General features: G+C 40.0%; 18 protein-coding genes. 16 read left to right on the top strand and 2 right to left on the bottom strand.

The window, feature by feature from the left end; all coding sequences use genetic code 11:
* From F9856_RS04940 to F9856_RS04905, 8 genes are all read left to right on the top strand, one after another.
* On the top strand, positions 1-350 hold a 350-nt coding region (locus F9856_RS04940), incomplete at its 5' end, for a glucose PTS transporter subunit EIIB (protein ID WP_202105941.1).
* Between the two features lie 14 nt (positions 351-364).
* The gene (locus F9856_RS04935) at positions 365-1,702 is read left to right on the top strand and encodes a 6-phospho-alpha-glucosidase (protein ID WP_024407739.1); all 1,338 of its coding nucleotides are present in this window, start codon (positions 365-367) and stop codon (positions 1,700-1,702) included.
* A gap of 72 nt (positions 1,703-1,774) precedes the next feature.
* Positions 1,775-2,542 carry a MurR/RpiR family transcriptional regulator gene (locus F9856_RS04930; protein ID WP_024407738.1) on the top strand — a complete coding sequence of 256 codons (768 nt, stop codon included), beginning with the start codon at positions 1,775-1,777 and terminating at the stop codon, positions 2,540-2,542.
* A 102-nt stretch (positions 2,543-2,644) separates the two neighbouring features.
* Positions 2,645-3,775: an ISAs1 family transposase gene (locus tag F9856_RS04925; RefSeq protein ID WP_202105940.1), complete on the top strand. Its 1,131-nt coding sequence runs from the start codon at positions 2,645-2,647 to the stop codon at positions 3,773-3,775.
* 721 nt (positions 3,776-4,496) lie between these two features.
* Complete coding sequence (gene rpsD, locus F9856_RS04920) at positions 4,497-5,108, top strand: 30S ribosomal protein S4 (RefSeq protein ID WP_002938227.1); 612 nt, start codon at positions 4,497-4,499, stop codon at positions 5,106-5,108.
* 65 nt (positions 5,109-5,173) lie between these two features.
* Positions 5,174-5,623 carry a thiol reductase thioredoxin gene (locus F9856_RS04915; protein ID WP_024377573.1) on the top strand — a complete coding sequence of 150 codons (450 nt, stop codon included), beginning with the start codon at positions 5,174-5,176 and terminating at the stop codon, positions 5,621-5,623.
* 129 nt (positions 5,624-5,752) lie between these two features.
* Entirely contained in the window at positions 5,753-7,270 is a 1,518-nt protein-coding gene (locus F9856_RS04910; protein WP_024376006.1) for a flavocytochrome c, read from the top strand.
* An 85-nt stretch (positions 7,271-7,355) separates the two neighbouring features.
* Positions 7,356-8,702: a metallophosphoesterase gene (locus F9856_RS04905; protein ID WP_202105939.1), complete on the top strand. Its 1,347-nt coding sequence runs from the start codon at positions 7,356-7,358 to the stop codon at positions 8,700-8,702.
* 293 nt (positions 8,703-8,995) lie between these two features.
* Here the strand turns inward: F9856_RS04905 and F9856_RS04900 are convergent, their stop codons facing one another.
* Positions 8,996-10,303 carry a sensor histidine kinase gene (locus F9856_RS04900; RefSeq protein WP_202105938.1) on the bottom strand — a complete coding sequence of 436 codons (1,308 nt, stop codon included), beginning with the start codon at positions 10,301-10,303 and terminating at the stop codon, positions 8,996-8,998.
* Positions 10,300-11,013: a LytR/AlgR family response regulator transcription factor gene (locus tag F9856_RS04895; RefSeq protein ID WP_202105937.1), complete on the bottom strand. Its 714-nt coding sequence runs from the start codon at positions 11,011-11,013 to the stop codon at positions 10,300-10,302. Before F9856_RS04895 ends, F9856_RS04900 begins: the two co-directional genes overlap by 4 nt.
* A gap of 243 nt (positions 11,014-11,256) precedes the next feature.
* On the opposite strand from F9856_RS04895, the gene F9856_RS04890 reads away from it, so the two are divergent.
* The 8 genes from F9856_RS04890 (at position 11,257) to F9856_RS04855 (ending at position 22,469) form a co-directional block, all read left to right on the top strand.
* Positions 11,257-14,166 carry a glycoside hydrolase family 3 protein gene (locus tag F9856_RS04890; RefSeq protein WP_202105936.1) on the top strand — a complete coding sequence of 970 codons (2,910 nt, stop codon included), beginning with the start codon at positions 11,257-11,259 and terminating at the stop codon, positions 14,164-14,166.
* Between the two features lie 8 nt (positions 14,167-14,174).
* Positions 14,175-14,654 carry a GtrA family protein gene (locus F9856_RS04885; RefSeq protein ID WP_202105935.1) on the top strand — a complete coding sequence of 160 codons (480 nt, stop codon included), beginning with the start codon at positions 14,175-14,177 and terminating at the stop codon, positions 14,652-14,654.
* Positions 14,655-14,796: 142 nt separating this feature from the next.
* A complete protein-coding gene (locus F9856_RS04880; RefSeq protein ID WP_202105945.1) occupies positions 14,797-17,196 on the top strand; it encodes a glycoside hydrolase family 3 C-terminal domain-containing protein in 2,400 nt (799 codons plus the stop codon).
* A 44-nt stretch (positions 17,197-17,240) separates the two neighbouring features.
* Positions 17,241-18,254 (top strand): glycosyltransferase family 2 protein, encoded by a 1,014-nt coding sequence (locus tag F9856_RS04875; protein WP_024379397.1) that lies wholly within the window; start codon positions 17,241-17,243, stop codon positions 18,252-18,254.
* 69 nt (positions 18,255-18,323) lie between these two features.
* On the top strand, positions 18,324-19,235 hold the full coding sequence (locus tag F9856_RS04870; protein ID WP_202105934.1) for an aldo/keto reductase: 912 nt from the start codon (positions 18,324-18,326) through the stop codon (positions 19,233-19,235).
* A gap of 9 nt (positions 19,236-19,244) precedes the next feature.
* A complete protein-coding gene (locus tag F9856_RS04865; RefSeq protein WP_202105933.1) occupies positions 19,245-19,697 on the top strand; it encodes a GNAT family N-acetyltransferase in 453 nt (150 codons plus the stop codon).
* A 95-nt stretch (positions 19,698-19,792) separates the two neighbouring features.
* On the top strand, positions 19,793-21,544 hold the full coding sequence (gene aspS / locus F9856_RS04860; protein WP_202105932.1) for an aspartate--tRNA ligase: 1,752 nt from the start codon (positions 19,793-19,795) through the stop codon (positions 21,542-21,544).
* Positions 21,531-22,469 carry a YitT family protein gene (locus tag F9856_RS04855; protein WP_202105931.1) on the top strand — a complete coding sequence of 313 codons (939 nt, stop codon included), beginning with the start codon at positions 21,531-21,533 and terminating at the stop codon, positions 22,467-22,469. Before aspS ends, F9856_RS04855 begins: the two co-directional genes overlap by 14 nt.
* Positions 22,470-22,536: the final 67 nt, after the last annotated feature.

The raw sequence follows: 22,536 nt of genomic DNA, 5'->3' as shown, positions 1-22,536 counted from the left end.
TTGTCACTTTTGTCTTTTTAATTAAAAAACTGGATGTTAAAACTCCTGGTAGAGAAGATATAGTAGAACCTGTGTCAGAGACAGTAGCATCTATAGTAGAAACAATGGATGATACGGCCCTAGTGATTAAAGGTTTAGGTGGTGCAGATAATATTGAACATGTCACGAATTGTTTTACACGTCTTCGAGTGACTGTAAAAGATGAGATGAAAGTGGATGACCATATATTGCAGAAGGTTTCTCAACAAAAAGGTGTTGTGAAAAATGGCAAAAATATTCAGGTCATTATTGGTATGGGAGTTCAGACATTTAAAGAAGAAGTCTGTGCTACCCTAGGAATAACAGAGTAAGAAAGGATATTATAATGGTAAGAGAAAAGCAATCAGTCGTTATTGCAGGTGGAGGAAGTACGTACACAGCGGGAATTGTGATGATGTTAATCAATAACCAAGATAGATTTCCCCTAAGAAAATTGAAATTCTATGATAATGATAAAGAACGTCAAGATATTGTCGCAAAAGCCTGCGAAGTGATTGTACGGGAGCGTGCTCCAGAAATAGAATTTGTTGCTACGACAGACCCAGAAGAAGCTTTTTCAGATGTTGATTTTGTCATGGCACATATCCGAGTGGGCGGATTGAAAATGCGTGAACAGGATGAAAAGATTCCGCTTAAATATGGAGTCGTCGGTCAAGAAACATGTGGTCCAGGAGGGATTGCCTATGGCATGCGGTCTATAAAGGGAGTTATTGAATTGATTGATTACATGGAAAAATACTCTCCGAATGCATGGATGCTTAACTATTCAAATCCTGCAGCAATAGTGGCAGAAGCCACTCGTCGGATGCGACCAGAATCCAAAATTATCAATATTTGTGACATGCCTGTTGCCATTAAAAAATCAATGGCAGATATTTTGGGCTTGAAGAATGAAAATGAGATTATTGATCGTTACTATGGGTTGAACCATTTTGGATGGTGGACGGAAATGTATGATAAGGAAGGCAATGACTTAATGCCAATCTTACGAAAACATGTGCAAAAATATGGTTATGCAGCAGCTACAGATGAACATAATCCTTTACTGGAAGAGGCTAGTTGGAAAGACACCTTCTTAAAAGTGAAAGATGTCCAAGCAGTTGATCAGGCAACTCTGCCAAATACTTATTTGAAATATTATCTTTACCCTGACTATGTTGTTGCGCACTCTAACCCAGATTATACTCGTGCAAATGAAGTCATGGATCATCGTGAAAAAAATGTCTTTGCAGAATGCAAACGAATTGCCGATCATCAGACGGCAGCTGATACCAGTATTGAAGCAGGGGAACATGCAGAATTCATTGTCCAACTGGCTGGTGCTTTGGCCTATAATACCTATGAGAGAATGCTTCTTATTGTCAAAAACGAAGGAGCAATCGCTAATGTCAGTGAGGATGCAATGGTTGAAGTCCCTTGTATTGTAAGCAAGCGTGGCTATGAGCCATTGTGCATGGGTAGCATTCCGCATTTCCAAAAAGGAATGATTGAACAGCAAGTTGCTGTTGAGAAATTAGTAGTAGACGCCTATCAACAAGAGTCTTATGAAAAACTATGGCAAGCTCTTAGTCTATCTAAAACAGTGCCATCAGCCACCGTAGCAAAACAAATTTTGGATGAGCTGATTGAAGCAAATAAAGAATACTGGCCTACTTTAGCATAGTGGTTATTTATATAAAAATATGGTATAAATAATCAGTAACAAAAAATATGGGAAGATAGGGTGGACTTCTATATGCGTTTCACAGATATAGTCAATGAACATTACAGTGAACTTAATTCATCAGAATTATTGATGTGTAATTACATTATAGAAAATGCTGCGACCATACCCAAAATGGGAGTGGTGGAATTTGCAAGGAGAAGTCTGTCCTCAAAGTCTTCCGTTATTCGTTTTTCACAGAAATTAGGCTTTACGGGTTTTACAGAATTAAAAAATTTTATAAAGTGGCAGGATCAGGAAGAGGTACTGATTGAGCAACTAACCTTTAAGGAGCAGGTGACAAAGGATATTCATTCTTTGCTAGAGTTGATAGCAAAAAGCGATTGGTCGCCTATCTATCAAAGACTGGATACAATTGATAATATTTACGTGATTACAACAGGGGTAGCTCAGAAGAATCAAGCAGCAGAATTGCAACGCTTATTTCTCTTAATCGGAAAGCCCCTGCAGATTGTGCCAGGAGATGGGAATTCAAATGAGTTCCGAAGAATTATAGAACGCCTAACGGCTAAGGACATCGTATTTGTATTATCCTTATCTGGTGAAAATAATAATTTGGAATCAATCGTTAAGCGTTTAAAATTGGTAAAAAGTAATATCGTTTCGATTACAAGCTTACAGAATAATTGGTTATCAGGAAAATCAGATTTTAATCTTTATGCGACAACCAGTCGGAGTCCCCTCCCTAGGGATTGGTGGCTCCAAACAACTTCCTCCTTCTTTGTATTGATAGAAGCCTTTACCTTTGGGTATGTGGATTATAAGAAGCGAATCAAGTAATTTGGGTACGTCAAACGCATTAAGAAAAAATAGTTTTCAGAAAACTATTTACATAGCGACAAAATCAATCAAAGTAGTAAACTAGAGATAGAGGTAACTACGATGATTGATTTTCTTGTTTCACTAGAAGCCAAAAGTGAAGAATTAGATAAACGCCGACCGTGGAAAGTTCGTTATTCCCTATCTACCATTTTGTTTGTTGTTTTTGTTAGTCAGCTGGCAGGTATTGAAACTTGGAAAGAAATGGAAGATTTTATTGAGATGAATGAATCCCTTCTAGGACAATATGTGGATTTGAGTGATGGTTGTCCTTCTCATGATACGTTAGAACGGGTAGTGAGTATGCTTAATCCTCAATTTTTAACGGAGTTAAAAGTTGACTTTAGTCAGACTCAAGAAAGTGCTACTGTTGAACGCTTAATAGCTATAGATGGTAAGACTATGCGAGGAAATGGTAGTAAAACACAACGTCCGAATCATATTGTAACGGCTTATGATGGGGATAATCGTATTAGTCTAGGTCAGGTTGTAGTTGAAGAGAAAAGTAATGAAATCACGGCTATTCCACGTTTGTTACGACTTATTGACATTAGAAAAGGGATTGTGACCATAGATGCGATAGGGACGCAAGCGGAGATAGTAGATGAAATCATCAAGGGTAAGGGTGATTATTGTCTCGCATTAAAGGGCAATCAAGGAAGTCTTCATGAGGATATTGACCTTTATTTTAGTGATGCCAAATTGTTATCTCAGTTGACAGATAAAGTTTGTCATTATCAGACCATTGAAAAGGCACGCAGTCAGATTGAGGTGAGGGATTATTGGGTTTCTCATGATGTGAAATGGCTGAGCCAACGACACCCAAAATGGAAAAAACTTCGTGGGATTGGTATGACTAAGAATACCATTGATAAAGACGGCGTCATTACGGAAGAAGTTCGTTACTTTATCCTCAGTTTCAAGGGTGATGTGCAGACTTTTTCACAGGTTGTTCGCGGCCATTGGTCGGTTGAGAGCCTACATTGGTTGTTAGATGTGGTTTACCGAGAAGATAAGAACCAGACCTTAGATAAACGAGCTGCTTTCAATTTAAATGCTATTCGTAAAGTTTGTCTTCATCTTTTACAAACTATGACATTCCCTAAGGAAAAATTGAGTTACTGCCGCAAACAACGCTATATTTCTGTCCATTTGGAGGATTATTTGCCACAATTATTTGGAAATCGCGGATAAGGTGGTTGGACAAAGGTAGATATCAAGTTTAAAGCAGTTCTTTCCGGGGACAAAAGGAGAGAAGAAATTTTTCATGCGTATGGCGTGTTAATCGATCACGCCAAACGCATGAAGAAAATTTTGTTTTCGGAAAACGCACTTTCATATTTTATACAGTTTTTAGCAAAAATTTATGCTATAATTAGTCTGAATTTGAGGAATTATTCATGACTAAATGTAAAAGCTATGAAAATAAATTAAAAAATGTATGTAACAAGAAAATGGTTACATGCATTTTCTTTATGCGTACGACGTGGTTAATCGATCACGACAAACGCATGAAGAAAATTTTGTTTTCGGAAAACGTACTTTCATATTTTATACAGTTTTTTAGCAAAAATTTATGCTATAATTAGTCTGAATTTGAGGAATTATTCATGACTAAATGTAAAAACTATGAAAATAAATTGGAAAAATGCATGTGACAAGAAAATGGTTACATGCATTTTCTTCATGCGTACGACGTGGTTAATCGATGAAAAAGGCTTTACAGAGCCTTTTTTTTGTGCTATACTAACCTTTGTGCGAAATAACAGCAGGGCAAAATGAAGCTCGTCAACAGAAGGTCAGCAAGAAGAGTAATCGTTGCTGTTTCGATGAAGGCCTCCTGCACGAATCAGGTTTGCTTAAAACGTTATTTCCTACAAATAATTTTTATATTTTATTTTAGGAGGACATAACTATGTCACGTTATACAGGACCATCTTGGAAACAAGCTCGTCGTCTTGGCTTGTCATTGACAGGTACAGGTAAAGAATTGGCACGTCGTAACTACGTACCAGGTCAACACGGACCAAACAACCGTTCTAAATTGTCAGAATACGGTTTGCAATTGGCTGAGAAACAAAAATTGCGTTTCTCTTACGGTTTGGGTGAAAAACAATTCCGTAACTTGTTCGTACAAGCTACTAAAATCAAACAAGGTACTCTTGGTTTCAACTTCATGCTTCTTTTAGAGCGTCGTTTGGACAACGTTGTTTACCGTCTTGGTTTGGCAACTACTCGTCGTCAAGCACGTCAATTCGTAAACCACGGTCACATCCTTGTTGACGGCAAACGCGTTGACATCCCTTCATACCGCGTTGAAGTTGGTCAAGTGATCTCAGTTCGTGAGAAGTCAATCAAAGTTCCAGCTATCCTTGAAGCTGTTGAAGCAACTCTTGGACGTCCAGCTTTCGTATCATTCGATGCTGAAAAGCTTGAAGGTTCATTGACTCGCTTGCCAGAACGCGACGAAATCAACCCAGAAATCAACGAAGCTCTTGTCGTAGAATTCTACAACAAAATGCTCTAAGATTTGTATTGATATTTTAAAAGCCCTATTTACAAGGGCTTTTTGTCTGTATTTTAGGAGGGATTATGTGGCGTAAGTATTTTTTGCTAGTGCTAATAGCTATTTTGGTCGTAGGTGGGGCCTTCTTTCTATCTCAATCAGCGACTACGCCAAATGAATCAGACTATGTGAAGGCTGTAAAGAGTTACCAGACTATTTCGATAGATGAAGTGGAGCAAAAGGTCCAAGACGAGGAAGAATTTATATTATACATAGGTCGTGAGACATGCCCTTATTGTCGTGATTTTGTTCCGAAATTAACAGAGGCAGTAGAGCAATCACGTGCGACTATCTACTATTTGGATAGCGAGTCGGATCCGAGTGGAAAAATACAACAATTTCGACAGAGTCAAGGTCTTGCTACGGTTCCTAGCTTAACCTATTATAAATCGGGTAAATTATCTGGAATACTTCGTAAAGGGAGTCAGGCAACAATTTCCGAAATAGCAAGCTTTTTAGCTCTTCAAGGGTGGTAAATAATTTTTATTAATGTATGATTTGAATTCTATGCATTTATATTATTGTGAAAAATGTTTCAAAACAGATTGAAAAACATTTCACAATCTTGTATAATACTAATATCAGATAAAAATTGGAGGTTTATCATGAAAAAGAAAGCTTGGTTAGGCTTATTATTGAGTCTACTTGCTGTTGTGTTTTTAGTGGCATGTGGAGGCAAGTCTGAAAAGACAGCTACATCTTCATCATCTACGACCTCTTCTTCATCAGAAGAAGCTGTTTCAGGTGCATCTGAGAAAGTTTATACAGATCCATCTGAGTTGAAAGATAGCTACGATGTTATCGTTGTTGGTTCAGGTGGTGCAGGTATGTCGGCAGCTATCTCAGCTAAAGATGCTGGTGCTAGTGTTGTTTTGTTAGAGAAAATGCCTGTTATCGGTGGTAATACGGCTAAATCATCAGCTGGTATGAATGCTTCACAAACCAAATTCCAAGAAGCGGAAGGTATTGCTGATTCAAACGATAAATTCTATGAAGAAACACTTAAAGGTGGTAAAGGAACAAATGATCCGGAATTACTTCGTTACCTTGTAGATAACTCAGCTGGTGCAATTGACTGGTTGGATGGAATGGGGATTACTCTTAGCAACCTAACTACAACTGGTGGTATGAGCGAGAAACGTACCCACCGTCCTGCAGATGGTTCAGCTGTCGGTGGCTACTTGGTAAATGGTCTTTACCACAATCTTGTTGAACGTGAAGTACCAATTTTTGTCAATGCAGATGTTACAAAACTCCAAGACAAGGATGGGGCTGTGACAGGTGTTGAAGTGAAGATTGCTGGTGAAACTAAGAAAATCTCAGCTAAAGCAGTTGTATTGGCGACTGGTGGTTTCGGTGCAGATTTGGAAATGGTTGCTAAATTAAACCCAGCATTGAAAGGTTATGTTACAACCAACCAAGAAGGTTCAACAGGTGACGGTATTGCACTTGCTGAATCAGAAGGTGCAGCAACTGTTGATATGGAACAAATCCAAATTCACCCAAGTGTTGAGCAAGAAACTTCTTACTTGATTACAGAAGCAGTTCGTGGCGAAGGTGCTATCCTTGTCAACTCAAAAGGTGAGCGTTTTGTTAACGAATTGGAAACTCGTGATAAAGTTTCTGCGGCTATCAATAGTTTGGATCCAAACTACGCTTATGTTATCTTTGATGATGCCTTGAAAGATCGTGTGAAGGCTATTGCTCAGTATGAAGAAAAAGGTCTTGTAAAAACGGGTGCTACTCTTGCGGATTTGGCTAAAGAAATTGGTGTACCTGCGGATGCTCTTCAAACAACACTTGATACTTGGAACAAGGCTGTGGCAGACAAAAATGATGCGGCATTTGGTCGTACATCAGGTATGGACCATGCTTTGAATACTGGTTCTTACCATGCGATTAAAGTTGCACCTGGTGTCCACCATACAATGGGTGGTGTGAAAATCAATACCAATACTGAAGTATTGAAAACAGACGGTTCAGCAATTTCAGGTCTTTATGCTGCTGGTGAGGTAACTGGTGGTGTTCATGGTCAAAACCGTATCGGTGGTAATGCAGTAGCAGACATCATCGTATTTGGTCGTCAGGCTGGCGAACAAGCAGCAGGATTTGCTAAGAAATAAATTGTAGATACAAGAGGCTCGGCAGAAAGATGGTCGAGCTTCTTTTTCTTGTCCCTCTATCTCTAAGATGATATACTTTTAAGGTATGAAGAAGAAAATAGTATTATTGTTAGGAGCTATTGTAGTCATTGTTTTGATTTGGTCTGCTATTGCTGGTCAGCGTCAGCAATCCTATGCCGAGGCTGAATTAAGAGACCAGGATAAAATCTGGATTATCACTGATTTGCATTATTTATCACAGGATTTATTTGATGATGGAGAGGCTTTTTCCTATATAGAAAAAACAGCTGCTGGCAAGGATTTACGTTATGGAAAAGAGCGGATGGAGGCTTTGGTTGAGCAGGTTGAGCGTGAACATCCTTCCTTGTTACTAGTCAGTGGAGATTTGACTCTAAACGGTGAAAAGCATAGCATGGTTGAGTTGGCGCAATACTTTACACGCATGGAAGAACATGGAACGGAAGTTTTGGTGATTCCTGGTAACCATGATGTTGCCAGTGGATGGGCTAGGGCCTTTAAGGGAGACCAGCAGATAGTGACGGATCAGGTCACTGCTCAGCAATTTGCAGAGCTATTTGTCAATCACGGTTATCAACAAGCTAGCAGTCGTGACAAAGCCTCATTGAGCTACCTGGCCAAACCATTTTCCAATGCTTGGTTTCTGATGATAGACAGCAACATCTACTCTGACAGCTACGGAAAAGGAGCTCCTCCAACCAATGGACGTATCAAAAAAGAGACCCTAGAATGGATAGAAGTTCAGCTTCAGGCAGCCAAGGAAGCTGGAGTGAGCCTGATACCTGTTGTCCATCACAATGTCTTGCAACAGCATGCCATGCTGACAAAAGGCTATACTTTGGATAATGCTGCCGATTTGAAGACCTTGTTCAATCAATATGGGATTCATTTTGGTTTTTCAGGGCACACTCATTCTCAGAATATTGTTAAGGAAGACTTGGGACAAGTTAACTATACAGAGGTGGTCAATGGAGCATTTTCTATTTATCCAGCTATTATCGGTCAATTGAGCCTTGATGATACAAGTATTCACTATCAAAAAACTCAACTTGATATGGCTTCGTGGACAGAAAAGCACCAACCTAGTGATCCAAATTTGAAGGATCACGTTACCTACTTACAAACTGTCTTTGACAATACCAGTGACATCATGGTCCACAATGTGTTAAACGATGAGCGTTGGTATGATGGGGAGACGGCAGATGCTATTTCACAATTTATCATGCCGGCCAACCGTGCTTATTTTTCAGGAGAAAAACTAGATCAGACTTGGCTAGATGAGAAGGTATTTCCAAGCCAGACTTATCAGACCTTGCAAGCAGCATCACCGAGAAGTTTCTTGGCTGATTATCTTGATGTGATTATAAAACGGAGCCAAAGTCGAGATGTAGAGCAAGTAACGGTTTCTAAATGATGAATAGAAAAAAGGCTGGGCAAGCCCAGTCTCGCTTCTCAGAGTTCGTGTCAACATCTCAGCGCAGTGGTTGATTGGCAGATTTGTTCGTGTTTCACACTCCAAATCTGACCTATACGACTGATGCGAACAGAATTCGCTTCATCTCCAACCTCAAACTGTCTCCCAGACAGTTTGAGCTGTGCGGGGGTGGGAGTGAAACAGTCTGGGGATAGACTGTTTCAGCTCAACAACTTAAAACGAAAAATTGTTGACGAACTTTTTTAGACTAGTCGAGTTCTATCCCACTCCCTCTATGCTTGTAAAGGGAGAATGATTTTTAGTTGAACCCAATTATCTTCCTTGCTAAGTGTGAGACTGCCACCGTATTTATTGGCAACATACTCCATACTCTTAAGACCGAATCCGTGGTAGTCCTTATTTGTTTTTGAGGTTGCAGGGAGCTGTCCTGTGGATAAGTCAAGTGAAGAAGTATCGTAGTTGTCTAATCGAATGATGAGAAATTGCTGATGGCTGGCAACCTTTAAAGTAATCAAGCGTTGTTCAGGGTTATCTATTTTTTCCACAGCCTCGATGGCATTGTCAATGGCATTTCCAAACAGAGCTGAAATATCCATCACATCCATAAAATGGAGGGGTTCTCCCTGAACAATACAGGTAAAGTTGATTCCATTTTGCAAACAGTAATAATTTTTCTGGCTGAGAATGGTATCTAGAATGGGATTTCCTGTTTCAATCTTGGCATCAAGGGTCTGGATCACCTCGCTCATTTCCTCTAGGTATTGCTCCTTTTTGGTTTTATCCGATTCTTGTTGGATGATGGCCAGTTGATGCTTTAAATCATGGACCTTACGGTCAAGAATCTCACTGTTTTCACGATAGGCTTGGTATTGCTTGTATTGAAGTTGAAAGATATTATTGATAGAAGTCAATTCCTGCCGTAAATAGCGATCGTATTGTTGAGATTCTTGGGTGAATAGGAGTAGAAGACCAGAGAGATTGATGGTTGTCCGGAGAATGAAGATGCTGGTCGAATCTTGAAATTGGCGCGTGCCAGAGAGGATGAAACCAATATTACTGAGAACAAAGATAGATAAGGTTGTAAAGACGGCTACAGTAACATCTCGCTGCTCAATGAATTTATCCAATTCTTCTAAGCGAACTTTTTTATCTTGTAGATAGATGAGCCAGTAAGAAAGTAGAGAAGTTATCAACAGAAATAGCCCCTGTGTCCACAAGTTATCCACAGGTTGTTGATAAATCGTCAAACAGTAGAGATGCCAAGTAATGGAGGCTACTAATTCGGCAATAATAAAGGCTTTTGCTGTCAAATAGAGACTAGTCCTCTTGTGGATAACTCCAAGAAATCGAACGGAAACAAACATCCAAGCGATATTGGTGCCCATTCCTACAGTCCAAAAAAGCAAAGGGAGTTTGCCAGCTACAAGTTGAAGTAAGATTTGGATGAGAAAAATCAGGAGGATACGTACCTGTTTGCGTGACCATTTTTCAGACAAAACAAGTGAGGAACATACCAGTAGGCAGGCCAAGCTTTCTGTTAGTGCAGTATAGAAACGTGGAATATCAGGGAAATTGATCATAGTAGGCTATCTCCGATGAAGTTGGTTAGAGCTGTCATAAATTCCTTTTTCCTTGGGCGGCTAATCGGCAAGGCTGTATTTGTGACGTAAACAAGGCTACCTTCCACTTTTTGAACATGGGACAAATTGATGATATAGGCCGAGTGGGCTCGTACAAACACTTTACTGTCTAACATGGCTTCGAGATTTTTGAGACTATTATGGGTAATGGTTAGGCCACCATCAACTGTGTAGATGTGAACCTGATGTCCTTGACTTTCTAGGTAAACAATATCTTCTTGATAGAGTTTTACGGTGGACTGCTTGCTTTTTATATACAAACTTTGTTTCTCTTGGCTATCGGGTAATTTTCTAAGAATTTTTTTAAAATGTTCCTCAAAGACAAAGGAGCTCAGTGGCTTGAGCAGAAAATCAATAGCTTCAACTGAATAGCCCTGAATAGCGACATGGGAATGATTGGTCACAAAAACGATGAGAACATCTTTATCCACAGACCGAATCTTTTGAGCGGTGGTCATCCCGTCCATAATCTCCATCTCGACATCTAGGTAAATCAGATCAAATTGTTTTTGATAGTCACTAGTGATATGGAGACCGTCATTAAAACAGCTGATTTCCACTACAATCCCAGCTTTTTGGCAGTAGGTTTTGATGTAGTTGGACAATCTCTCTTGCTCGATTTTTTGATCTTCTACAATCGCGATTTTCATAAAGCACCCCTTTTATTTTCTATCAGTATATCAAAATTAAAATGAAATTGTTAGCTATATTTTAGAAAAATCAAATGATAAAATAGCAAGAGTAGGATTATTTTTCTCAATTTACAAATTATGAAGATTAAATGACAGATTATGAAGAAAGGGTTTTCATAATATACTCGCTTTGATAAAGTAAGAGCAAGAAAGGAAAAGGCTTACAAAAGCTGATTCTAAAAAATTTTTAGGAGGAGTCTTATGAAGACTTGGAAAAAACTTGGTTTAGCAAGTCTAGTTACTCTGATGGGAAATGTCGGAGTAACAGTATTTGCGGAAGAGGTGGATTATCCAACAAAATATGTGTCTATGGATAGTAGTACATTCACAAATATACTTTTTTGGGTGGTATTACTGATTATCCTAGCAATGTTTGGTTATTCTATCTGGAGATTCAGATGTAATAAGTCTTTAAAATCTCATTGGAGAAAAGTAGGATTATTCTTTTTAACGATTTTATCTGTTTTTGTATTAGTTTTAAATTTTATTTTAAATATGTTTGCAACAACAGTAAATATGTACTTTTCGCCGTCCTATGCAGATAATGAAAAAATTGAAGTAGCCTCCCAACAAACAAAAGAACTTGTTACAGAGGTACAAGAAGAAGGAACAGTTCTATTAGAAAATAAGAATAAGACTTTACCGTTGAATTCAACAAAAAAAGTAAACTTGTTTGGAATATCTTCTGTTAGTTTGACCTATGGAGGAACAGGTTCTGGTGCCGGAGATGAATCCTCTAATATTACTCTCCAAGAGGGATTGGAACAGGCAGGTTTCGAAGTCAACTCTACTTTAGTTGATTACTACAAAGAGAATTTACCTGAGAAAAGACAAACTGAAATTCACAATTTGACTGGTGGAGATTTCTCAATCAAAGAATTAGATAGTAATAACTATCCGTCAGATTTAATTTCAGAAGCCAAAGACTTTTCAGCTATCGCTATTGTAACTTTTTCTCGTCAAGGAGGAGAGGGTGGAGATTTGCCAATGGATATGGCAGAATATAATGGTGATGCAGGGAAGCACTATTTAGAACTACAAGATGTAGAGCGTTCTCTTTTGGATAAAGTAAAGGAGAATTTTGGAACAGTTATTGTATTGATTAATTCCTCAAACGCTATGGAACTAGGCTTTCTTGAAGAAGAAGGTGTAGATGCGGCTTTGTGGATTGGAGGTCCAGGCTCAACAGGAGCATTGGCAATCGGTAAAATTCTTTCAGGTGAAGTAAATCCTTCAGGAAGACTGGTAGATACATATGCGTATGACGTAACGTCATCACCTGCTTTTTATAATCAAGGGAATTTTACCTATTCCAATATTAGTACAACCGTTGAAAAAGATGGAGAACAAGTGACCGAATATCCTGAACACTTTTTGAACTATACCGAGGGTATTTATGTTGGTTACCGTTACTATGAAACACGTTTTGTAGATAATACGACTGGTCAAGTTGATGAAACAGCTTATGATGCAACTGTTCAGTATCCATTTGGCTATGGTTTGAGCTACACAGAATTTTCTCAAGACATCACAAAAATGACTGAAACAGACGGGCAAATTGAGGTTGAGGTAAAAATTACCAACACAGGCGATGTGGCCGGTAAGGAAGTAGCTCAAGTTTACTACACCGCTCCATATACAGTGGGTGGTATTGAAAAATCTCATGTAGTTCTAGCTGGTTTTGAGAAGACAGAGGTATTAGAGCCAGGACAAAGTGAAACAGTAACCATTAGTTTTGACCGTGACGATATGGCTTCTTATGACTATAAGGGTGAAAAAGCCTACGTTTTGGATAAAGGAAACTATGAAATCAAACTCATGAACAACGCACACGATGTGCTAGATTCTGAAACCTATACTGTTGAAAAAACAGAAGTTTTAACACAACGTCAATCTGATGAAGCTGAAGTAACCAACCAATTTGATGATGCAGCTGGAGATTTAGTCTATGTATCTCGTGCAGATTGGGAAGGAACTCTTCCAACAGAGCGCACAAAAGATCAAGAAGCTTCAGATGAAATTGCTAATGCATTAGATGTAAGCAAAATTGTTATCGAGAATGATGACTCAGATGAAGATATTGTTATAAAAAATAATGGTCTTCGTTTAGTAGACATGATAGGGCTAGATTACAATGATTCTAAGTGGGATTTATTGTTAGAGCAACTGTCGGTCAATGATATGAAGAGATTGGTAGGATCAGGTGGTTATGGTACAGTAGAGATTAAGTCAATTGACAAACCTTCTACTGTCGAATTAGATGGTCCGGCAGGGATTAATGGTATTTTTAAACCTATTTTTGGAACACAACTAAACTCAGAAACAGTTATTGCTTCAACTTGGAATACAGAATTGGCAGGAAAAACAGGAGAAGCATTGGCAAAAGAAGCATTAGCATTTGGAGTAGTGGGGCTTTACGCGCCAGCGGTAAATATTCATCGGACACCATTCTCTGGTAGAAATTTTGAATATTATTCAGAAGACCCTCTCCTATCTGGGAAATTAGCTTCAGCTGTTATTCAAAAAGCATCTGAGCAAGGTGTCTATACTTATCTCAAACACTTTGCTCTTAATGACCAAGAAACAAATCGTCAGCGTGTAGCAACATGGTCAAATGAGCAAGCAATACGTGAAATATACTTAAAGGCATTTGAAGTACCTGTTAAGGAAGGAAAAGCACCAGGGGTAATGTCTAGCTTTAACCGAGTTGGAACAACTTGGACAGGTGCGTCTTATGAGTTACTAACGACAGTTCTACGAGAAGAGTGGGGATTTGTTGGAACAGTAATCACAGATGGTTCATTTGGTAAGGCTTATATGAACGTTGATCAAGCTATTCGTGCAGGAAATGATCTCATTCTCAATCCATTACCACTTGGAAATGCTGTACAAAATAACAATACAACTAATCAGGCATTACGAGCTGCAAGTAAAAATATCTTATACACAATTGCAAACTCTAAAGCAATGGAAATTTATACACCCAAAACGCGTACTTGGATGGTGGTAGCTATAGTAGCAAACGTCATCGTTGTTGGACTATGGTCTTTGGGGATGTATGCATTATCTGGTAAACCGAAGATAAAACAGAAAAAAGAAAAAGTTGCATAGGAGACCGTATGAATGAATGGATTGCCAAACACCCAGACTTGTGGGAATTTATCAAGTTTAATGTGTTATCAAACATAGCGACCATTACAAATTTCTGTGTTCTTTGGTTGTCAACAAATTTCCTCTTTACAGCCTTGTCAAGTCAGCCATTTCACTGGTTCATCTTCCATTATTCCGTAGAAAATGGCGGTTTAAACGGCTTTCTCTCCTTCCTCTTGGCCTATGTAGCGGCACAGATTGTCAACTATATCGTCCAAAGGAAGTTGGTATTCGGTGCAGAAAATGATATTTCCAAAACCCTCCATTGGTATATCTTGACTGTTCTAGTTGCAGGCATTTTGTCCATCGTGCTACCACCTTACACTACTCAACTTTTTACATCATGGGGTTTGAGCTTGGGCTGGGCACAGACAGCGGCCAACTGGGTCAATATTTTCGTTCAAGTGGCTGTCAACTATCCAATGATGAAGTTTGTAATCATGAAATAAGAAGACGATCTCCCTAGTATTTTCTGGGGAGATTTTTTATAGCAGATTATGTCCAAAATCATACAGATTATGAAGAAAGCGTTTTAATTGCTTGTGTAGTCTGATATGATAATGGTAAATAAATATGAATGAGGAACAGGAAATGAAGCATCAGGAGATTATTAATCGTTTAACGTTGGAAGAAAAAGCTGCACTCATGTCTGGAAAATCTGTTTGGGAAACTAAGGATTACCCTGAAAAAGGAATTCCATCTATCTTTTTGTCTGATGGACCACATGGTATTCGCAAGCAAGAAGGCGAAGGAGATCACTTAGGGCTGAACGCTTCTGTTCCTGCCACCTGCTTCCCGACAGCTGCGACCCTAGCAAATTCTTGGGATGTGGACCTGGTTGAACGTGTCGGACAAGGTCTTGGCGCAGAAGCAAATAGCTTGGGTGTCAATGTCATTTTGGGTCCGGGGCTTAATATCAAGCGCAGTCCCTTATGTGGTCGAAACTTTGAGTATTATTCAGAAGATCCATATCAAGCAGGAAAACTGGCGGCCGCAATGATTCGGGGAATGCAGTCGCAAGGTGTTGCGGCAACGCCTAAGCATTTTGCTGTAAACAGTCAGGAATTGCGCCGTATGGCTTCAGACTCCATTGTAGATGAGCGTACACTGAGAGAGCTATATCTGACAGGATTTGAGATTGCAGTGCGTGAAGGAAATCCAAAGGCAATCATGTCTGCCTATAACAAAATAAACGGCGTCTATGCTAATGAAGACAAGCGCCTCTTGCGTGACATTCTGCGTGATGAATGGGGCTTTACAGGCTTTGTTGTATCGGATTGGGGTGGCTCCAATGACCATGTTCTCGGTGTTGAAAATGGTAGTCATCTGGAAATGCCAGGTACTAAAAAGGTCGGTCAAAAGGAAATTATTGACGCTATTCAGTCAGGTCGTCTGTCCGAGCAGGTATTGAATGAGCGCGTGGATGAACTGATTGATTTAGTTTTAGAGTTGGCTCATGCTGAAAAACGATCTGTAGATTATTCTGAACAACATGAATTGGCCCGTCAGGCTGCCACTGAGAGCATTGTGCTATTAAAAAATAAGGATCAGATCTTGCCCTTATCTAGTGAGACAAAAATAGCCCTCATCGGAGAATTTGCCCAAAATCCTCGCTATCAGGGAGCCGGTTCTTCTTTAATCAATACAAGACAATTAGATAAAACAGTGGATTGCATCGCAGATTATCCATTAAATGTTATTGGTTACGAACAAGGCTATCAACGTGTAGATAAAGAAGATAGGGTGTTAGTTGACAGGGCTGTCAATCTTGCAAACCAAGCAGAACTTGTTCTTTACTATATGGGGCTAGATGAAATGAGTGAAAGTGAGGGCTTGGATCGTCATCATATAAGTCTTCCTAAAAACCAGTTATCCTTACTGAATGCCTTGGTGGGGACAGGTAAAAAAATCGTTGTTGTCCTATCAGCAGGCTCAGTTGTGGATATGAATTGGGATGTGGATGTAGATGCGGTTCTTCACGGCTATCTATCAGGAGAAGCTGGTGCCAGAGCCATGTTAGATACCTTGACAGGACTTGTCAACCCATCAGGAAAACTAAGCGAAACCTACCCTATTAATCTTGCAGATGTTCCATCTTCGGATGACTATCCAGCGGAAGGCGATTTTGCCCTCTATAAGGAAGCTCTCTATGTAGGCTACCGTTACTTTACAAGCCTTGACAAGACTGTCAAGTATCCCTTTGGCTATGGATTATCCTACACAGACTTTTCTTACAGTCAATTGGATGTGACCGAATTAGGAGTCACAGTCACTATTACAAATATTGGTCTGGTTGATGGTGCTGAAATTGTCCAATTGTACGTAGGCAAAGAAGATAGTCAGATTTACCGCCCTGCAAAGGAGTTAAAAGGCTTTAAAAAAGTATATGTAAAAGCAGGCGAGTCCAAACAGATTTTTATTCCTTTTGAGGACTATACGTTCCGTTATTTTAATAAAGAGACAGGCCAATTTGAAGTAGAGGCTGGAAATTATCTCTTGCATGTAGGTGCAAGTAGTCAGGATATTCGCTTAGTTGGCGAGATTACCCAAGAAGGCACTATAGACCAATTTCCTGCTTCAGAACAGATTCCGACTTATCTGACAGCCCAAGTGCAGGCCGTCTCATCGCAGGATTTTGCACAATTGCTTGGACGTCCAGTTCCAGAAGAAACCTGGAAAATTGGTCAAGAACTGAGCCTGAACGATCCAGTTTTGAAACTCCAATTTGCTAAGAGTGGGTTGGCACGTGGCGTGCATAAACTATTGGCTAGCTTACTGAAAAAAGCAGAGCAGAAAGGGACTCCTGACTTGAACCTGCTGTTCCTTTATAATATGCCATTTAGGGCTATGGCTAAGATGACAGGTGACATGCTCGATTTACCGATGGTGGAAGGGATTCTAACCATTGTCAATGGCCATTTTTTCAAGGGCCTAGGCCAACTATGGAGAGCCTATCAAGCAAAAAGAAAATATCAAAAGCAACTTTCCTGAAAATGTGATAAAATAGTAACAAATTGTGTCAAATGGAGAGAAAGATGACCTTACTAAGCATTGCCATTCCGAGTTATAATTCGGAGGCCTACCTTCATTACTGTGTTCATTCCCTTGTTATGGGGGGTGATAAGGTTGAAATTCTGATTATTAACGATGGTTCGACCGATCGGACTCAGGAAATTGCAGAGGAACTTGCTAATCAATTTTCGAATGTACGAGCTATTTATCAAGAGAATAAGGGTCATGGCGGAGCTGTTAATACAGGGATACGTGAGGCCAAGGGGAAGTACTTTAAAGTTGTAGATTCAGATGACTGGGTCGATACCAGGGCCTATTTGAAGATCCTAGAGAGTTTGCAGGCTTTGGAAGATGAAAATACGCCAGTTGATGCCTTTATCTCCAACTTTGTTTATGAAAAAGAGGGACAATCTCGCAAAAAATCCATGTCTTATCAGGATGTTTTACCAGAAAATCGGATTTTTGGCTGGGAAGATGTGGGGGCATTTTCCAAGGGACAATACATGATGATGCATTCCTTGATTTACAGGACAGATTTACTGCGTGAGGTTGGTCTTGTTCTGCCAGAGCATACTTTTTATGTGGATAATATTTTTGTATTTACTCCTTTGCAGGCTGTGAAAACGATGTTCTATCTGCCAGTAGATTTTTATCGTTACTTTATTGGGCGAAATGACCAGTCTGTCAATGAATCCGTCATGATTAAGCGCATTGACCAGCAGTTAAAAGTCAATCGAATTTTGGTAGATAATTTAGACTTGGAGGCGATTGACAATCCTGATTTGCGAAGTTACCTGCTCAATCATGTGGAGATTACGACCATTATCTCCTGTGCCCTTCTCAATCGTGCTGGAACAGCTGAACACATGTTGAAAAAGCAGGAACTCTGGCACTATATTCGGGATAATAATCCAGCTCTATTTAAAATCGTTCGAAAAGGGTTACTTGGTCAATTAACCAACCTTTACGGTTATCCAGGTCGAAAAATTTCCAATGCCGTCTATAAAATCGCGAAAAGAATTTATGGTTTTAACTAAAACTCAGTTTCGGCTGAGTTTTTCTATTATAATAAGGAATATGAAAAGCGTTTACAAGGGAGAAGATAAATGCAAAGATTAGGACAAACAGGATTAGAAGTTTCACGAATTGGTCTAGGCTGTATGCGAATGGCTAGTTTGAGCGAGCAGGAAACGGCTAAGGTCTTGAAAACAGTCGTTGGACAGGGAATCAACTTTTTTGATCATGCGGATATTTATGGTGGTGGTGAATCAGAAATTCGTTTTGCCCAGGGAGCCAAGTTGGCAGGCATCAAGCGTGAAGACATGATTCTTCAATCAAAATGCGGCATTCGCAAGGGTTATTTTGATTTTTCTAAAGACTACATCTTGGAGTCAGTGGACGGTATTCTCAAGCGCTTGGATACGGAATATTTAGACGTTCTCGCCTTACACCGTCCGGATGCTCTCATGGAAGCAGAGGAAGTGGCAGAAGCCTTTTATCTCTTGAAAAAAGCAGGGAAGGTTCATCATTTTGGCGTCAGCAACCAAAATATTTACCAAATGGAGTTATTGCAATCCTATCTCGATCAACCGCTTGCAGTTAATCAATTGCAGCTATCTCCTGCTCACACGCCTTTGATTGATGCTGGATTACATGTCAATATGAAAGATGATGCTGCGACTATGCGGGATGGTGGACTGATTGATTATTGCCAGCTTAAAAAAATCACTATCCAAGCTTGGTCTCCTTTCTTGATTGATTTGCAACGAGGTATTTTTGCCAACCATCCTGACTATGCTCTTTTAAATCAGGCCATTGGAGAAATAGCAGAGCGATACAATGTTTCACATGAAACAATTGTCGTAGCTTGGATTTTGCGTCATCCAGCAATGATTCAAACCATTGTTGGCTCCATGAATCTAGAACGTTTGACCAAGATTGCACAGGCTAGTCAGATTACCTTGACTCGACCAGAATGGTACGAGATTTACAGAAGTGCAGGGAACATTCTGCCCTAGGAGGAATGTATGAAGTGGGAAATAAAAACATTTGAACAACTTAGTTTACAAGAACTTTACACCATCTTGACACTTCGGACCGATGTGTTTGTCGTGGAACAAGCCTGTCCCTATCCAGAAATAGATGGAAAGGATCCAAACTGTCTTCATCTTTTGGGAACTGATGAAGGGGAGTTAGTGGCTTATTTGAGAATATTGCCGGCTGGTCTAAGTTATGATGAAGTTTCCATCGGTCGTGTGGTCATCAAGCCAAGCCATCGTGGTAAAGGATTGGGTCGGCCAATGATGGAGCAAGCTATCCATTACATTACAAATGAATGGAAAGAAAGTCAGATTAAAATCGGTGCCCAAGCCTATTTAGAAAAATTCTATCAATCACTTAGCTTTAAGCCAGTTTCTGAAGTATATTTGGAGGATGATATTCCGCATTTGGATATGCTATACATCAAACCAGTCAACTAGGGCTGGTTTTTCGATTTTTTCTCGGCAATTTCTCCCAAAAATCAGCTATTTTATGGTAGAATGAATAGGTATAAAATCAGTAAAAGAGGAAGAATATGAAACGTTCTATGTACGCTGGACGTGTTCGTAAGGAACATGTCGGACAGGAAATTACTTTGAAAGGTTGGGTTGGCCGCCGTCGTGACTTGGGTGGCCTGATTTTCATTGACTTGCGTGACCGTGAAGGCATTATGCAATTGGTGATTAACCCTGAATCAGTTGAAGCTGAAGTGATGGCAAAAGCGGAGAGTCTTCGTTCCGAGTTTGTTATCGAAGTAACAGGAACGGTTGTGGAGCGTGAGCAAGCTAACGACAATATCCCGACAGGAGCTGTTGAACTGCAAGTAACCAGCTTGACAGTGTTGAACACGGCTAAGACAACTCCGTTTGAAATCAAGGACGGCATTGAAGCCAGTGATGATACCCGTCTTCGTTACCGTTATTTGGATCTTCGCCGTCCAGAAATGCTTAACAACTTCAAATTGCGTGCAGCTGTAACCCACAGCATTCGCAACTACTTGGATGACTTGGAATTTATCGATGTGGAAACACCAATGTTGACCAAGTCAACACCAGAAGGTGCGCGTGATTACTTGGTGCCATCTCGTGTGTCAAAAGGTCACTTCTATGCCCTTCCACAAAGTCCACAGATTACTAAGCAGCTTTTAATGAACGCTGGTTTTGACCGTTATTACCAAATCGTTAAGTGTTTCCGTGACGAAGACTTGCGTGGGGATCGTCAACCTGAGTTTACACAGGTGGACTTGGAAACCTCATTCTTGAACGAAGTTGAAATCCAAGACATCGTAGAAGGCTTGATTGCTAAGGTCTTGAAAGATACCAAAGGGATCGACGTGACTTTGCCATTCCCACGTATGTCCTATGACTACGCCATGAATTTCTACGGTTCAGACAAGCCAGATACTCGTTTTGACATGCTCTTGCAAGACTTGACAGATACTGTCAAGGAAGTTGACTTCAAGGTCTTCTCAGAAGCACCAGTTGTTAAAGCCATTGTGGTCAAGGGTGCGGCGGATAGCTACTCACGTAAAGATATTGATAAATTAACAGACTACGCGAAACAATTTGGTGCTAAGGGACTTGCTTGGGTTAAAGTAGACAAGGGAGAATTAGCTGGCCCGGTTGCCAAGTTCTTGACAAACATTACAGCAAACTTGACAGCAAGTTTACAACTGGAAGACAAGGACTTAGTTCTCTTTGTGGCAGATGAATTGGAAGTAGCCAATAATACCTTGGGAGCCTTGCGTAACCGCTTGGCAAAAGAGCAAGGTTTGATTGATGAAAGCAAATTCAACTTCCTCTGGATTGTAGACTGGCCGATGTTTGAGTGGTCTGAAGAAGAAGGTCGCTACATGAGTGCCCACCACCCATTCACCTTGCCGACGGAAGAAACAGCTCATCATTTGGATGGTGATTTGGCGCAGGTGCGTGCAGTTGCCTACGATATTGTTTTGAATGGTTATGAATTGGGTGGCGGTAGTCTTCGTATCAACCAAAAAGAGATGCAAGAACGGATGTTCAAGGCTCTCGGTTTCTCAGCTGAAGATGCGCATGAGCAGTTTGGTTTCTTGCTTGAAGCTATGGACTACGGTTTCCCGCCACACGGTGGATTGGCTCTCGGGTTGGACCGTTTTGTCATGTTATTGGCTGGTGAGGATAACATTCGTGAAGTAATTGCCTTTCCGAAGAATAACAAGGCATCTGATCCGATGACACAGGCACCGAGTACGGTTGCATCAGCTCAATTAGAGGAATTGGCTTTAGACATTACACTTGAAAATGAATAAATTTTTCAGAAAACAGCGAATACGCTTGATAAGAATGACCAGAAAGAATAAGTTTTGGTCGGTCATTTTGGGAATTTCTCGGGAAAAATATGCTGAACGGATATCGGGGTCCATTATTTATGGACTCCTATCTAGTATTGCAGTCAATTTTTTCTTTCGACCAGGGAATGTCTATTCGTCTGGAGTTACTGGTCTTGCACAGATTGTTTCTGCTCTGGCAGCTTCTTACGCTGGTTGGAATGTACCGATTGCGGTGGTCTACTACGGCCTGAACATTCCCTTGCTTATCTTAGCTTGGTATAAAATTGGTTATAAATTTACTATCTTTACCTTTATTACGGTATCCTTCAGTTCTTTCTTTATCCAATTTATGCCGCCAGTTACCCTGACGACGGATCCGTTAGTCAATGCTATTTTTGGTGGTCTCATGCTGGGAACTGGAATTGGCTTTGCGCTTAGGAATAATGTATCCAGTGGTGGTACTGATATTGTCTCTATTATTATTCGCAAGAAGACGGGACGACAAGTTGGCTCCATTTCCTTGATTGTCAACATCCTGATTATGTTGATTGCAGGGATGACCTTTGGCTGGCAATATGCCCTGTATTCAATGGTTGCGCTATTTATCTCCAGCCGAATGACGGATGCAATCTATGTCAAGCAAAAGCGGATGCAGGCTATGATTATTACCAATCAACCAGAACGAGTTATCAAAAAAATCCATAAGAAGCTCAATCGCGGTGTGACCATTATCAACGGTGCTGAGGGTGCTTATAACCATGAGCAAAAAACGGTACTGATTACTATTATCACGCGTGCGGAGTTTAGTGAATTTAAGCAAATTATGAAAAAAGCAGATCCTCAAGCCTTTGTATCGGTAGCTGACAACGTCAATATTATTGGTCGGTTTGTGGAAAGTGACTGATTGACAAACACTACATGTAGGAGTAAAATAGTATTTACAGTCTACATGTAGTGTTTTTATTATAAAG

The sequence above is a fragment of the Streptococcus suis genome (assembly GCF_016743335.1).
GTDB classification, from domain to species: domain Bacteria; phylum Bacillota; class Bacilli; order Lactobacillales; family Streptococcaceae; genus Streptococcus; species Streptococcus suis_Y.
Note: the sequence above shows the minus strand (reverse complement) of the source record. Positions and strands in the feature narration are given on the sequence as shown.